This window comes from Porphyromonas sp. C0026D3 (assembly GCF_056590775.1).
The window spans coordinates 145,093-159,715 of record NZ_JBWPWU010000007.1 but is presented as its reverse complement, the minus strand read 5'-3'; the positions used below and the strand labels follow the sequence as shown (position 1 = coordinate 159,715).

Annotated in this window: 12 protein-coding genes; 3 read left to right on the top strand and 9 right to left on the bottom strand. The window is 56.4% G+C overall.

Annotated features, from left to right (window positions below; all coding sequences use genetic code 11):
- Nucleotides 1-17: 17 nt before the first annotated feature.
- A complete protein-coding gene (locus AC1EK1_RS07160; protein WP_480306425.1) occupies nt 18-1,640 on the top strand; it encodes a RagB/SusD family nutrient uptake outer membrane protein in 1,623 nt (540 codons plus the stop codon).
- 152 nt (nt 1,641-1,792) lie between these two features.
- Nucleotides 1,793-4,111 (top strand): GH92 family glycosyl hydrolase, encoded by a 2,319-nt coding sequence (locus tag AC1EK1_RS07155; RefSeq protein ID WP_480306424.1) that lies wholly within the window; start codon nt 1,793-1,795, stop codon nt 4,109-4,111.
- A gap of 177 nt (nt 4,112-4,288) precedes the next feature.
- Here AC1EK1_RS07155 and AC1EK1_RS07150 read toward each other — a convergent pair whose 3' ends face one another.
- The 9 genes from AC1EK1_RS07150 to AC1EK1_RS07110 form a co-directional block, all read right to left on the bottom strand.
- Nucleotides 4,289-4,447, bottom strand: coding sequence for a hypothetical protein (locus tag AC1EK1_RS07150; protein ID WP_480306423.1), 159 nt, complete (start codon nt 4,445-4,447; stop codon nt 4,289-4,291).
- 116 nt (nt 4,448-4,563) lie between these two features.
- Nucleotides 4,564-5,184 (bottom strand): ribonuclease HII, encoded by a 621-nt coding sequence (locus AC1EK1_RS07145; protein ID WP_480306422.1) that lies wholly within the window; start codon nt 5,182-5,184, stop codon nt 4,564-4,566.
- A 5-nt stretch (nt 5,185-5,189) separates the two neighbouring features.
- The gene (locus AC1EK1_RS07140; RefSeq protein ID WP_480306421.1) at nt 5,190-6,107 is read right to left on the bottom strand and encodes a cation diffusion facilitator family transporter; all 918 of its coding nucleotides are present in this window, start codon (nt 6,105-6,107) and stop codon (nt 5,190-5,192) included.
- Nucleotides 6,086-6,838, bottom strand: a complete 753-nt coding sequence (locus tag AC1EK1_RS07135; RefSeq protein WP_480306420.1) for a cell division protein FtsQ/DivIB — start codon at nt 6,836-6,838, stop codon at nt 6,086-6,088. Before AC1EK1_RS07135 ends, AC1EK1_RS07140 begins: the two co-directional genes overlap by 22 nt.
- On the bottom strand, nt 6,831-8,198 hold the full coding sequence (gene murC, locus AC1EK1_RS07130) for a UDP-N-acetylmuramate--L-alanine ligase (RefSeq protein WP_480306419.1): 1,368 nt from the start codon (nt 8,196-8,198) through the stop codon (nt 6,831-6,833). Before murC ends, AC1EK1_RS07135 begins: the two co-directional genes overlap by 8 nt.
- Complete coding sequence (murG, locus tag AC1EK1_RS07125) at nt 8,195-9,289, bottom strand: undecaprenyldiphospho-muramoylpentapeptide beta-N-acetylglucosaminyltransferase (RefSeq protein ID WP_480306418.1); 1,095 nt, start codon at nt 9,287-9,289, stop codon at nt 8,195-8,197. The genes murC and murG overlap by 4 nt, the downstream gene beginning before the upstream one ends.
- 9 nt (nt 9,290-9,298) lie before the next feature.
- Nucleotides 9,299-10,627: an FtsW/RodA/SpoVE family cell cycle protein gene (locus tag AC1EK1_RS07120; protein ID WP_480306417.1), complete on the bottom strand. Its 1,329-nt coding sequence runs from the start codon at nt 10,625-10,627 to the stop codon at nt 9,299-9,301.
- A 3-nt stretch (nt 10,628-10,630) separates the two neighbouring features.
- The gene (locus AC1EK1_RS07115; protein WP_480306416.1) at nt 10,631-11,011 is read right to left on the bottom strand and encodes a hypothetical protein; all 381 of its coding nucleotides are present in this window, start codon (nt 11,009-11,011) and stop codon (nt 10,631-10,633) included.
- 32 nt (nt 11,012-11,043) lie between these two features.
- The gene (locus tag AC1EK1_RS07110) at nt 11,044-12,870 is read right to left on the bottom strand and encodes an AMP-dependent synthetase/ligase (RefSeq protein WP_480306415.1); all 1,827 of its coding nucleotides are present in this window, start codon (nt 12,868-12,870) and stop codon (nt 11,044-11,046) included.
- Nucleotides 12,871-13,526: 656 nt separating this feature from the next.
- Between AC1EK1_RS07110 and AC1EK1_RS07105 the strand changes: the two genes are divergently transcribed.
- Entirely contained in the window at nt 13,527-14,606 is a 1,080-nt protein-coding gene (locus AC1EK1_RS07105; protein WP_480306414.1) for a Smr/MutS family protein, read from the top strand.
- Nucleotides 14,607-14,623: the final 17 nt, after the last annotated feature.

Here is a 14,623-nt window from a genome sequence, read left to right as displayed (position 1 = left end):
AAAAAAGGACCCATAAGATGAAAAACATAAAGATACTATTCGCCCTCACCCTATTGGCACTCGCACCATCACTTGTGAGCTGCACGGGCTTTTTGGACACAGCACCCAAGGACGCACTGTCACCGGGAACCACCTGGAAAACCCAAGAGGATGCCTACAAGTTTTTGGTAGGAGTATACGATGGCTGGTACACCGGGCATCACCTCTTGTACGCCGAGTCGATGAGCGACTTTGGCTACAACTTCCACGTACACGAAGGCTACAAAAACATCGCCAACGGCGAGATGACCCCCACCAACAATGTAGAGCACATCTACAGTGGGTCACTCACAAAGATTGGACAGTGCAACCGCTTCCTCGAAAAGATCGAGGCGGTCAAGTTTGCAAACGAAGCTGAGAAAAAAGCGTGGATTGCCGAGGTCAAGGCGATCCGTGGTTTTGCCTACTTTCAGCTCAACTGGGTCTATGGAGATGTCCCCATCATCAGCTCCTACAAAAATGCCGAAGAGGCCAAAGTAGCACGCAACTCTTCGGAGGAGGTAAAGGCCCAAGTGTACAAGGACCTCACAGAGGCGATCGCTGACCTTCCCAAAGAGCCGGCAGAGACCGGACGCATCGCCAAGGGAGCGGCACTCTCTATGCTCATGAGAGCAGCACTGTACTACGAGGACTACTCTCGGGTGACAGAGTCTGCCAAGGCCATCATGGGGCTCGGACTCTATGAGTTAGGCCCAAGCTATAGCAACCTATTCACCATCGCCGGACAAGGATCCAAGGAGATCATACTCGCCATCCAGGCAGACGAGCAACTCTACAGCGACTGGACCATCGGCAGTATGTACAACAATGGTGAAAATGGCTGGTCCTCAGCTGTCCCCACCCAAAACCTCGTCGACACCTACGAGATGAGCAACGGTCTGGCAAAAGAAGAAGCCGGCAGTGGCTACGACCCCAAGCACCCATTTGCCAACCGTGACCCACGTATGGCGATGACCGTACTCTACCCGGGAGCTGACTGGGAAGATGGCGTATACGACACTCTGACCAAGGATTTTGGAGATACTCCCAACCCCAACTACCCCGAGCAAGCAAACAATGCCTCCAAGACTGCACTCACCTGGGGCAAGTACCTCTTCCCAAAGTCGCAGTACAGCAATATCTGGCAGACAGCCGTCCAACCCATCGTCTTTAGGTACGCCGAAGTCCTTTTGTCTCTCGCCGAAGCCGAAAACGAACTGAGCGGACCAAGCGACAATGTCTACAGCCTGCTCGATCAGATCCGGACTCGTGTCGAGATGCCCGAGGTCAACCGCGCCAAGTACAACACCAAGGAGACCCTGCGTGAGCTCATCCGCAGAGAGCGTGCTGTAGAGCTGGCCGGAGAGGGGATCCGCAGATTCGATATCGTCCGCTGGAAGGATGCCTCCGGCAATCCCGTGGCGATGAAAGTCCTCAAGGGAGACCTTCTGAGAGTCGACGGCACCGTCGACAAGAATGTCGCTGACCCCACCATGAGAGCGACCATCACCGGGACCGTAAAGATTGAGACGCGCAACTTTGATCTGCACAATCGCTTCCTACCGATTCCCCAATCTGCACGAGACAAAAACCCCAAGCTCACCCAAAATAAGGACTACTAATCCTCTATAGCCAGACAGACAGGGACTGTACCGCACAAAACACGGTACAGTCCCTTTTTATTTGCTTTCCACGACAGTCGCACCCTGTCTTGCTTGGTAATATCGGGGAAATGAAATAGCTTTGCACAGTACAAAAAACGAGTACCAACCCTATGCAACCAACAAGACGACTCCTAGCCTCAGCCCTACTCCTCCTGACCCTGAGCACAACACACACGCTCGCCAACCCCAAGGCCGACCCGGTTGACTACGTCACCACCCTGATGGGGACCATGTCCAAGCACAGCCTCTCCACCGGCAATACCTATCCGGCGATAGCCATGCCCTGGGGGATGAACTTTTGGACCCCACAGACCGGCAAAATGGGTGACGGCTGGACCTACTCCTACACCGCCGACAAGATCCGTGGACTCAAGCAGACCCACCAACCCAGTCCCTGGATGAACGACTATGGACAGTTTGCCCTCATGCCCGTGACCGGCGCACCCATCTACGATGAGGAGGCGCGCGCCAGTTGGTTTTCGCACAAGGCAGAGGTGGCACGACCTTACTACTACAGTGTCTACTTGGCGGACCACGATGTCTTGGCGGAGCTGGCACCCACGGAGCGAGCCGCTATTTTTCGCTTCACATTTCCCGAGTCGGAGGGTGGCTACATTGTACTGGATGCCTTTGACAAAGGCTCACACGTTCGGATCATCCCCGAGGAGCAAAAGATCGTAGGCTACACCACAAAAAATAGCGGAGGAGTGCCCGACAACTTTCGCAACTACTTTGTCCTCCACTTCGATCGCCCCTTTACCTACCACGCCACAGTGGCCGATAGCTTGTTGCAGGTCGGCCGCGACGAGGTGACAGCCGACCACGCCATGGGGGTTGTCGGCTTTGTCGGGACTCACCGTGGCGACCGAGTACATGTACGGGTAGCCTCATCATTCATCAGCATAGAGCAGGCCGAGCAAAACCTCCGTGAGCTGGGCGACCGCACCTTGGAGGAGGTCGCCGCTGATGGGCGTACCCGCTGGAACGATATACTCGGGCGCATCCAAGTGGAGGATCCTAGCATCGACAACCTCCGCACCTTCTACTCCTGCCTCTACCGCTCGGTCCTCTTTCCGCGCGCCTTCTACGAGATCGATACCCACGGGCAAGTGATGCACTACAGCCCCTACAACGGCAAGGTCCTTCCCGGATACATGTACACCGATACGGGCTTTTGGGACACCTTTCGCAGCCTTTTCCCCCTGCTCAACCTTGTCTACCCCTCCATCAGCAGGGAGTATCAGCAGGCTCTTGTCAATGTCTACCTCGAGAGTGGATTTTTGCCCGAGTGGTCCAGCCCGGGACACCGTGACATCATGATCGGCAACAACTCCGCCTCCATCGTGGCGGATGCTTGGATCAAGGGGATTCGGGGGCAAGACATCGAGACCCTGTGGGAGGCAATCAAGCACGGTGCACACAGTGTCCACCCCCAGGTGCATGCCACCGGCCGGTATGGGCATGAGTACTACGATAGGCTCGGCTACGTTCCCTACGATGTCGGTATCAACGAAAATGCAGCACGCACGCTCGAGTATGCCTACGACGACTGGTGTATCTACCGCCTCGGACAAGCCCTTGGCAAACCCAACAAGGAGCTCCTGCCTTTTGCCAAAAACGCACTCAACTACCGACACCTCTACGACCCACAGCATAGGCTCATGAGAGGCCGAAACGAGAATGGCACCTTCCAGACCCCCTTCAATCCCCTCAAGTGGGGCGATGCTTTCACCGAGGGCAATAGCTGGCACTACTCTTGGTCTGTCTTTCATGACCCACAGGGGCTGATCGACTTGATGGGGGGCAAAGACTCCTTCAACGAGATGCTCGACTCCGTGTTCAGCGTACCGCCACACTTCGACGACTCCTACTACGGCTACGTGATCCACGAGATACGGGAGATGCAGATCATGAATATGGGCAACTACGCACACGGCAACCAGCCCGCACAGCACATGATCTATCTCTACAATTACTCCGGCCAGCCCTGGAAGGCCCAATACCGCACCCGTGACGTCATGGCGCGTCTCTACACCCCCACACCGGACGGCTACTGTGGCGATGAGGACAATGGCCAGACCTCAGCCTGGTACGTCTTTTCGGCACTTGGTTTTTACCCCGTTTGTCCGGGATCGGACCAGTACATCCTCGGATCTCCTCTTTTCCGAAAAGCCACAGTGACCATGGAGAGTGGCAAGACTTTCACCATCATTGCTGACGAAAACGCACCCACCCACAGGTATGTGCAGTCACTGACGCTGGACGGAAAGGAGTATACCGCCAACTACGTAACCCACGGCCAACTCACCGAGGGTGCCACCCTGCACTTCACCATGTCCGATAGACCCAACACAGATCGGGGCACTGCTGACAGGGATCGCCCCTACTCCCTCACCCAAACCACGACAGCAGCCGGCCAAACTCACTAGAAAGGGGTACATCCCAAAAACAGCAAGGCCCACCGAGCGTTTTTGATCACTCGGTGTGGCCTTTTTCTTTTCCGCACCCCTTGATGTCCAAAAGTCTCCCCTGAGGATGAAACTAGAGTTTCTACGGAGTGAAACTGGAGTTTCACTCCGTAGAAACTGCTGTTCCGAGCAGAGAGACTAAAATCTTGAGAACCGATACTCGTACTCCCGCTCACATACCTGTGTAGCGACGCCACCCTCGAGGGTTATTCGCTCGACCCGGTTTCCTTCGCTACTGTAGGTATAGACGTATCTATTTGTCCTCTCGGGTACTCCGGCGGAGTTGTAGGTTCTCACGCCGCAGGTCGTTTTTTTTCGTCTCAGTGCCACACCCGGCAAGCAAAAGGAGGCTGGTGGCAAGTAGGGTGAGACTTGGCAAGTGGTAGGTGGTTGGCTATATGATTGACCTGTGATTATCGGTCTAGGGTGTCAAAAAGGGAGGGCCGGCAGGGTCCGAAAGAGCGACGGTGCAGGGGTGTGATCCCATGGGTGCGGATAGCGGCTAGATGCTCAGCGGTGCCGTAGCCGGCATTGTGCGCCCAGCCGTACTCGGGGTAGGTCTCTGCGGCTACCTCCATCAGGTGATCGCGGTGCACCTTGGCGAGGACGGAGGCGGCTGCAATACTGGCGACACGACCGTCACCCCGGATGAGGGTCTCGTAGGGAATCGAGGTGGTGTGTGGCCTGAAGCGGTTGCCATCGATGAGCAGGTGCTCCGGCTGTGGAGTGAGTCCTCGGATGGCACGCTCCATGGCTAGGAAAGTAGCGGATAGGATGTTGTATCGATCGATCTCCTCGACAGTGGCTTCGCCGATGCTGTAGGTGAGGGCTTGGGCCATGATGGCTTGGGCAAAAATCTTGCGCCTTGCCGAGGTGAGCTGCTTGGAGTCGTTGAGCCCGGGTAGATCAAAGTCCTCCGGTAGGATGACAGCGGCAGCGCAGACCGGCCCGGCGAGGCATCCTCTGCCTACCTCATCCACACCGGCTTCCAGCCGTTCGGGCACCAATCGTATGGGGAGGGGGTGGGTCAGCATCTTGGCTACTCTCGGAGAGGCTCCACATGTATGGTGATGTGTGTGTCCTCTCCATAGCGGTCTCGGATCAATCGCTCGGCCTGCATGGTGAGGTCGTGCGCCTGGTAGAGGCTTGAGGAGCCATGGGTGCGTATGTCCATCTCGATAGCGATGGTGTCGCTCCCGATCATGCGGGTGCGGAAGTTGTGCGGGTCGTAGATGCCGGGGACTTGGAGGACTAGGTCACGGATCTCACGTACCGTCTCATCGGGGATGCTGGCATCGGTGAGTGGGTAGATCGTCGCTCGGATGATCCCAATGGCCGCATAGGTGACAAATCCGGCCACCACGATGGTCGCCAGTGGCTCGGCAAGGAGGGCTTTTCCGCCTAGGGACTTGGCACAAAGGATGCCGATGGTCACTGCCAGTGCGGTGTAGATATCCATGCGGTGGTCCTCGGCTTGTGCGGCAAGTGCCTCGGAGCCGGTCTCACGGCTCCTGAGCAGTGTGTAGCGGTAGGCTATCGCCTTGGTGATCAGCGTGACCAGTGCGACGGCGAGTGCGATCGGCTTTGGCTCTGCAGGAAGTGCTCCGGACCGGACGAAGTCCACGACAGTCTCAGCGGACTGCATGATGATCATGAGTGCGGCACCGAGCATGGTGAGCCCGATGAGCAGTGTGGCCAGAGTCTCAAATTTTCCATGCCCATAGGAGTGGTTGTCGTCTCTGGGCTTTGACGAAATCTTTAGGAAAAGGTAGACTACAGCATTGGTGAGGATGTCACCGATGGAGTTGAGGGAGTCGGCGATCAGGGCTGAGCTTTTGCCATAGATACCGGCCAACAACTTGACCGGAGCCAAGAGCAGATTGACACTGGAGGAGACGAGGTAGGCGTGTTGCTTCTTGCCCTGCCGGCTCGCTCCTACTCTTTTCGTCTCTGACATACGATCTGGTCCTTGTAGGATAGCTTGATGAGCTTGTAGTGGTTGGTCCCGGTCTTGGGGAGTATCTTTTTGTAAAAGATCGGGATCTTGTCCAGGTCCTCATCGATGGTGTCGAGTCCGTGTAGCTCAAAGATGTAGTCCCCTACACGTGGATAGAGGTGGACCTTGCGCTCGGAGACAATGTCGATGAGGGAAAAGAAGTGTCGGTAGTCCTTGCTCGCGTGCAGGTGGGTAGCCAGTGGGTAGAGGGTGGAGTGGAGGATGGAGTCGTTTAGATTACCCATGGCGATGGGGACATACGCCGCAGAGCCTATTCGGCCACGGATGGTGACCCCCTCATCGTCCATGAAGTAGGTCTCACCACCTCGGTAGTAGCGGATAATGGGGGTTCGCTCAAGGATGGTGATATTGAGGGTGCGTGTGGAGGGCGACACATAGGCACAGGCACTCCGGACGTAGGGAATCTCGTGCAGGAGGGTCTGCTCCAGCCACTCCGTGCGGATGGGCATACTGGTACTGTCCTTGGTCGAAAAGGGCAATAGGTCAATGATCTCGGACTGGCGCAAAAAGGAGCTCTCCTCCGTCCCTCCCAGGATGCTGATGTGCGTCTTGTAGGGATAGACGGCAAAGCGTGCCTGTCCACGGGATAGGAGATAGCTCCCGAGGAGAAGGGTCAGGAGGAGCGTCGCCGAGATCATGAGGCTGATCCGTATGATCCGCTGCTTATTCACTGAAGTGGGCAATCACCTTGGGGATTTCAAACTCAATGTCACCGGCCCCCATCATCACCAGGATGTCAAATGGGTGGTGCTTCTCCAACTCCTCGATGAGGTCGGCCTTGGCAACGACCGACTTGTGAGTGGCGTGTAGATAGGGGAGGATCGCCTCAGAGGTGACCCCCGGTATCGGCTCCTCGCGTGCCGGATAGATCGGCAACAAGAGCAGATCATCCGCCACAGAAAGTGACGCACCAAACTCCTCCAGAAAATCCCTGGTACGGCTGTACAAGTGGGGCTGAAAGACGACCGTAATATGGTGGCCTGGGTAGAGACGGTGGATGGAGTCGAGCGATGCCCGTATCTCATCCGGGTGGTGGGCATAGTCGTCCACCACCACTCGCCCATCGGGGAGGATGGTCCGCTCAAAGCGCCGACGCGCACCCCTGAAGGTAGCCAAGCCGGCACGCAACTCCGCCTCTGTGACCCCCAACTCTTGGGCCAGCGCCAGTGCGGCGGTGGCGTTGAGGACATTTACCTCGATGGGGGTGCCAATCTGTAGCCGCTGCAGGACACCACCTGGATAGTGCCAGTCGAAGTACAGCTCGCCCCCCTCATAGGTGAGGTGGCTATACCGGTAGTCGCTTGTCTCCTTTTGTCCATAGCTGTAGCGCAGGACCCCGTGCGGATGGGAGCGAATGACCGCATCCTCGTGGACAAAAAGCGTGCCACCGGAGGGCAAAAGGTCGACAAAGTGATCAAATGCGTCGTGATAAGCCTCAGCCGTACCGTAGATATCGAGGTGATCGGGCTCTGTGGCCGTGATGATGGCGTGGTCGGGGTGCAGCCGGTGAAACGACCGATCGTACTCATCCGCCTCCACCACTACATAGGGGCAGGCCTCATCCAAGAGGAGATTGGAGCGGTAGTTGAGCGAGATACCACCCAAAAAGGCATTGGCCCCGATGTGCGAAGTGCTGAGCAGGTGCGCCAATAGCGTGGATGTGGTGGTCTTGCCGTGCGTACCGGCCACACAGAGTGCCCGGTGTCGGCGCGTAATCTCTCCCAAAATCTCTGCCCGCTTGACCTGTGTGTAGCCCTCTGCCGAGAAGTAGCTACGGATCCGGTTGTCCTCGTGTATCGCCGGGGTGTAGACGACCCGAAAGTCGGCCGGAGCCCGAAAGGCCGAGGGCAACAACTCCGGATCATCGCTGTAGAGGATATGAGCCCCTTTTTCCTCAAGATCAATGGTATTGGAGGTACGAGTACGGTCATATCCCCCTACCGTGTAGCCATAGTAGAGAAAGTAGCGAGCGAGGGCACTCATCCCGATGCCCCCTATCCCGACAAAAAAGATAGCCTTGCTGTCACTCATGGTACCAGTAGCTCTAGTTCGTCCACAATGCGTGCGGCGGAGTCGGGCAACGCCATCTCGTGTGCCTTTTGGGCCATCACAGTCAGTCGTTCGTCGTCCCGGACGAGTGCGAGAGCTGTGGGTATCAGTTGCTCACGAGCGTCACTGTCCTTGATGATCAGCGCAGCACCTCGTGAGGCAAGTGCTTGTGCGTTTTTGGTCTGATGGTCCTCCGCCACATTGGGCGACGGTACCAGTATGGTGGGCATCCCGAGGAGAGTCAGCTCGGATATGGATCCTGCGCCGGCACGAGAGACCACGAGATCCGCTGTAGAGTAGGCGAGATCCATTCGGCTCACAAAGTCATAGAGCCGGATATTGTCCGGGAGCGAGATTTGCCGAGCTTCCTCGTAGTAGGCTTGCCCACACTGCCAGATGATCTGTACTCCGGTATCCTCGGCCAGTTGGTTCAAGCCACGAATGACACTCTCGTTGATGGAGCGAGCTCCCAGGCTGCCTCCGAGGATCAGGATCGTCTTCTTGTCGGGATCCAGCCCCAGTGCAGTATAGGCATCGGGGTCGTGGCGTACAGTGGTGGTGAGTGCGGCACGCACCGGATTGCCGGTGAGGACGATCTTTTTGGCCTTTTTGAAATACCGCTCCATATCGGGATAGGCGACGCATACGGTTGCGGCACGACGTCCCACGAGACGATTGGTCTTGCCGGCATAGGAGTTTTGCTCCTGCACCAATATCGGGATGCCGGATCGTGAGGCGGCGATCAGGGTCGGAGCACTGGCATAGCCTCCCACACCCACTACGACCTCGGGCCTAAAGTCCGCCAAGTAATCCCTGGCAATCTCCACACTCCGGAGGAGATGCCTGAGGGTGCGAATCTTGCTCAACACTCCTCCCCCTCTCTGCAATCCCTGCACGGGCAATAGTCGTATGGGGTAGCCGGCGGCCGGCACACGCTCGGCCTCCATGCGTCCCTCGGCCCCCACAAAGAGGATTTCACACTCCGGATAGCGTCGCTGGATCTCTCCGGCTATCGACAAGGCGGGAAAGATGTGTCCGCCTGTACCGCCTCCGCTGATGATGACACGTTTCATATCGTTTCCTTATAGTTCGTCGTAGGATGACTCGGGGTCATCCATCTCGGGGATATGCTCCAGCTCAACCTCTGGCATCCCCTCTATACCACTTGCCTCCGCATCCCGTCGGAGGGTTGCCTCCTTGATCTCTCGGCTCACGCTCAGCGCCATCCCAAAGAGCATGGACATGAACAGGTAGCTACTTCCCCCTTTGCTGATGAAGGGCAGAGTCTGCCCCGTCACCGGCAGCATGTTGGCGGCCACCATCATATTCATCACCGCTTGGCTCGTGATCAGCAGCCCCACCCCCATCAGTAGCACCGTCTTGTACATACTCCTGGTCTGTCGCGCCAACTGACCGCACCGCCAAAAAAACATGATGTACATGAAGATCAAAAACAGCGAGCCCGGCAAGCCATACTCCTCCACCACCACATTATAGATGTAGTCCGAAAAGGCCGCCGGCAAAAACTGACGCAGCTCGCTCTGACCGGCACCGACTCCCGTCACTCCACTGTTGGCGATGGCTTTTTGTGCCGAGACGACCTGGTAGTCCATCCCCATGATATCGTCGTAGGTATTTTCGTCGATGGGGCTAAAAGCCTTGTCTATAAATCGTGCGATACGATTTTGACCCGTGGCCGATCGTCCTATCTCCGTCTTGGACGGCATGAGCGTCCTCGCCCCCACAAAGGCCAAAAGCAGTACCAGTGCGATACCGACGAGATAGGCCATCCACTTGGAGTTGGCACCGCCGATGAAGCACATCATGTAGACAATAGCTATGATAAAAGCCGCCGTGGAGATGTTCTCAAAGATAATCAACCCCACCACTACGCCCACCGGCAACCATATCTTCAAGAAGGTCCTGAGCGAGGCATAGGCACCGTTGCCCTCCCTCAGCCGTGCCGCCACATAGTTCACGATAGCGACCTTGGCATACTCCGATGGTTGTAGCGAAAAGCCTCCAATCTGCACCCACCGTTTACCTTCGTTCAGCTCCGTCCCCCCCACAAGGGTCCAGATCAGCATCAGGATAGCCAGTCCCAGCATAGGGTACGACAGCCAGCGGTAATAGCGAGTCGGCACACGCGCCATCATGCTCACCAGCACGAAAGAGGCAATGATCAGGATCAGGTGCTTCAAAAACTCGCCATAAAACGCCTTGCCGTACATCTCTGCGGCAAAGGCCTCCTGGCTGATGGCCGAAAAGACCACCACCGTGCTGCCGATCATTAGCCCCAGCAGGATGACCCACGTCGTCGTATCGCCCACAAAGAGGCGCGACGCCTTTTGGGCCAAGGAGGACCGGATAGGCAGTCCGTTCTCTGCGGTATAGGATTCGGCTTCGTTCACAGACTATTGCTTTAGCTCAGTTTTGACATAGGTATAGGTCACCGACTTCTTGCCTTGGCTTGTCACCTTCCGGACCAGCAACAAATAGACGTAGCCCGACTCGTACCGGTCGTCAAAGTCGCCCAGGCTTTTGACCGACACCGCACCCGATTGCTTCCGCAGTGCCTCCAGCTCTATTCGGAGTTGGTCACGCTTGGGCATGTGCTCCAGCTCGTACACAATGTAGTGCCCGATATCATCTCTGTGGTCATCGAGGAGCAGATAGATCTGCTTGGACTTCAGGTACTCCACACGGTGTGAGGGCATACAGCCACCCAGCACCATCGCCACCAAAGGGAGGAGTAGGCAAAAAGTGAGGTAGCTCCAAGTCTTATTTCGCATCATATCTTATCGCATTCACCTGCTTTTGTCACCTTTCAGTGTAGAGAGTAGCCATAGATCGCATCGATCTCCGCCTCGTACCTACTCAGGATGGCCGACCGCTTGGCTTTCATACTATTGGTCAGCAGACCGTTCTCGATAGAAAATGGCTCCGGCAGGATATAAAACTTCTTCACTCGCTCGTACTCTGCCACATCCTTCAGGATGAGGTCGAGCCTCTTTTGCAAAAAGGCCACCACCGACGGTTCCTCGCGTAGGATCACCGGGTCATCGGACAACGCTTGATCCCCGCACTCCTCACGCATCTGTCGGATGAGGTTGCTCCAGTTGGGGTAGATCAGTGCACTCACAAAGTTGCGCTTGTCCGCCACCACCAGTGCCTGCTCGATCGTGGGGTCGCTCGTCATCAGCCCCTCCAGCATCTGTGGGGCTATATACTTGCCATTGGCCGTCTTGTAGAGATCCTTGGATCGCTCCTTGAAGTACAGATAGCCATCCTCGTCCTGCGTCACAAGGTCACCGGTCCTAAAGAACCCATCCGGCGTAAAGGCTTTGGCATCCTCCTCGGGCTTGTTGTAGTATCCCCGAGTGATTGAGGCACCTCGCAGTTGCAGCTCTCCGCCGGCCGCTTGGTCGATACGCACCTCCAGGTGCTCCAGTGGTCGACCGACGCTCCCAAACTTCGTCTCATCAGGCATGCAGTACGACACCGTGGCCGCAGTCTCTGTCGCACCATAGCCGTAGGCGATCGGGATCCCAAACGAGAGCAAAAATCCGTGCACCTCTCTACTCAGTGCCGCGCCCGACACCGGAAAGATCACCCCACGGTCGATCCCGACAGTCTTCTTGACCAGTCGGAGGAGCGTCTTTTCGTAGATACCGTACTTGACCTTGAGCCACAGGGGTGGTTTTTTGCCCTTGGCGATATACTCCATCTGGTACTTGTGGCAGACTTTCAGGCAGTCTCGGCTAATACGGTTGAGCGAGGGGGGCATATGCTCCATCTTGTCCCGCACACCGAGGTACACCTTTTCCCAAAAACGTGGCACATTGCACATGTAGTGCGGACGCACCTCCGGCAGGGTCGTGGTGATCTTGTGTGGATCGGTATTGATCGCAATGATCGCCCCCGCCTCCAAGCAGACCAAGCACCAGAGCTTCTCAAAGATATGGGTCATCGGCAAAAAGTTCATGCTGATATTGCCCGCTTTCATTCCCCGCATATTGACATGGTGCGCCACAGAGGTCACCACATTGCGGTGGGTCAGGATCACCCCCTTGCTTTGTCCACTGGTACCACTGGTATAGAGGACAAACGCTATATCCTCATCCTCGTGTTCGGCACGACGACGCTCCACCTCCTCCTGATGAGAGACCAAGGCTCCCTTTTGCAAAAACGCCCCAAAGTACATACTGCGGTCATCATCCGTCGCAAAAACCACAGACGGATCGTACGACACCAGAGTCAGGTCCAGCGTCCTCGTCACAGGGTATGCACTGTCGTACTGTCGCTGACTGCCCACAAAGAGGAGGCGCATCCCAGAGTCCCGCACGATATACTCCACTTGGCCGGTCGAGAGTGTCGAGTAGAGAGGCACGCCAAAGGCACGCACACTCTGGCAAGCCAGGTCGGTGTACAAAAACTCCTTCATGTTTTCCGAAAAAACACCCACCGGCTCCTGCACACCTATGCCAAAAGCCACCAAGGCCTCTGCTGTACACTGCACCTGAGTGCCGACCTCATCCCAGAGGATGTGGCGCCACTCTCCGGTACCACTGTCCCGCTCCATGAGACAGGTCGTGTCGCCCTGAAGGGCCATTTTTTTCACAGGAAGAAGATGAAGGGGATAGGTCGTGTACATCTTTTTTTTTCTTAGTGCAACATCCAAATCCGGGGAGTCGGCTTTGGTCGAGCCAAGGACGACCCCACAGATCCGGTCGCAAGGTACCAATTTTCTCCGACCTTAGGAAAAAACACCCTTGTCCGGACGCCCCATTCGGGCCAATGTATCGCACACTCTGCCCCCCAAACGACACCCCTCGGGAGAGACGACCACCGCCCCCTTTTTTTTGAGGGGCGGAGGAGGGAAAAGGAGGGTGATTTTCGGGGAAAAAGGCGACTTTCCGGTAGGGGCACTGACAATCAAATACTTACACAGCACCTCGAGTTTCACGGATAGAAGCAAAAGTTTTCACGGATAGAAGCGAAACTTTTCACGGATAGAAGCCATCACTCAGACGGATAGAGGGAAAAACGTTCCTCGGTTTGTCCATACCCCCAAAGCCCCTCCGACACCCCTCGGAGGAGTCGCACCGGCAGAGGCTCCTCTCGACAGTCTCGTAGGGGGGCAAGTGGGGAAACGATTGGTCGATAATTGTTTGGTATATTTGTATCACTATTACGAGACTGTTGCGCCCAAGCGATCTGCTCCGGACCGGATTCGGAGCAGGACTTCGGTGAATGCGGAAGAGTGGTGCTTGGCGCAACACGCCCAACATGTAGAAGACAGTATAGTATATGAGTGATGTACGCAAAGGCGACTTGGTTCGCTTTCTGAACAGTGTGGGTGGTGGAGTGGTGACCGAAGTATCCAGTGATGGCAAAGTGCTGGTTCGGGATGAGTCGGGCTTTGAGCTACCCTTTTTTGCACACGAGGTAGTGGTCGTGACCGAGGGGAGTACGATAGTGCCCAAGGTGCAGAGTACCACCGGCAAGAGTGCCCCCGAGCGCACCGAGCGTCAGCCATCGCCCATCCTCTCCAAGCCACGCTCCGATCGTGTGCGACCCAAGGATCGAACCAGGATCAATGCCTACCTCTGCTACTTGCCGGAGGAGGGGAAGCCTCTGGGTGAAGGGCTGTATGAGGCCTACTTGGTCAACGACTCCTCCTACGACCTCTACGTGTACTATGCCACGGGGCGTGATGACCGACGGCAGGTGAGGTATATGGGAGTGGTGGGGTTCGACAGCATCGAGTTGCTGGAGACCTTTACACCCCGTGAGCTGGACGACCGTGCCCACACCTCCCTGGTGGTGATCCCCTTCATGGCGGATTGCCCCTTTGCACGCAAAGAGCCCGTGGTGGCTGAGGTAAAGGTGGAGGGGATGAAGTTTTTCAAGAAAAACGCCTTTGTACCCAACGACTTTTTTGACGATGCCGCTCTTGTCTACCCCATAGTGCAGGACGATCGCCTCGTCGCGGCCCGAAAGGTGGACCCCACAAAACTTGCCGAAGCCATGATGGAAAAAATGGCACCGGAGCCCCGGCCGGATAAGCGTCGCCGTGAGGGTGCTCGACTCCAAAAGGCAAGCCCCCTGGTGGTGGATCTCCATATCGACCAACTCCTCGACACCACCGCCGGGATGACACACCGGGAGCTACTGGACTACCAGCTGGAGGAGGTGCGCAAGACGATGCGACACTACAGCAAGCCAAAGGACAAGGGGATGCAGATTGTCTTCATCCACGGCAAGGGAAATGGGGTGCTGCGTCAGCAGGTACTGGCACTGCTTGGACGTGAGTACCCACGCTGTGAGGTGAGGGATGCTTCGTTTCAGGAGTATGGATTCGGAGCGACACAAGTAACCGTGAGATAAGTGAGATAAAAAGAGAC

Excerpts from the sequence above, each read along its gene's own strand:
- AC1EK1_RS07115 (WP_480306416.1), bottom strand. The coding sequence starts at position 11,011 with ATGATGCGAAATAAGACTTGGAGCTACCTCACTTTTTGCCTACTCCTC.
- AC1EK1_RS07155 (WP_480306424.1), top strand. The coding sequence starts at position 1,793 with ATGCAACCAACAAGACGACTCCTAGCCTCAGCCCTACTCCTCCTGACC.
- murG (WP_480306418.1), bottom strand. The coding sequence starts at position 9,289 with ATGAAACGTGTCATCATCAGCGGAGGCGGTACAGGCGGACACATCTTT.
- AC1EK1_RS07160 (WP_480306425.1), top strand. The coding sequence starts at position 18 with ATGAAAAACATAAAGATACTATTCGCCCTCACCCTATTGGCACTCGCA.
- AC1EK1_RS07140 (WP_480306421.1), bottom strand. The coding sequence starts at position 6,107 with ATGTCAGAGACGAAAAGAGTAGGAGCGAGCCGGCAGGGCAAGAAGCAA.
- AC1EK1_RS07145 (WP_480306422.1), bottom strand. The coding sequence starts at position 5,184 with ATGCTGACCCACCCCCTCCCCATACGATTGGTGCCCGAACGGCTGGAA.
- AC1EK1_RS07105 (WP_480306414.1), top strand. The coding sequence starts at position 13,527 with ATGAGTGATGTACGCAAAGGCGACTTGGTTCGCTTTCTGAACAGTGTG.
- murC (WP_480306419.1), bottom strand. The coding sequence starts at position 8,198 with ATGAGTGACAGCAAGGCTATCTTTTTTGTCGGGATAGGGGGCATCGGG.
- AC1EK1_RS07110 (WP_480306415.1), bottom strand. The coding sequence starts at position 12,870 with ATGTACACGACCTATCCCCTTCATCTTCTTCCTGTGAAAAAAATGGCC.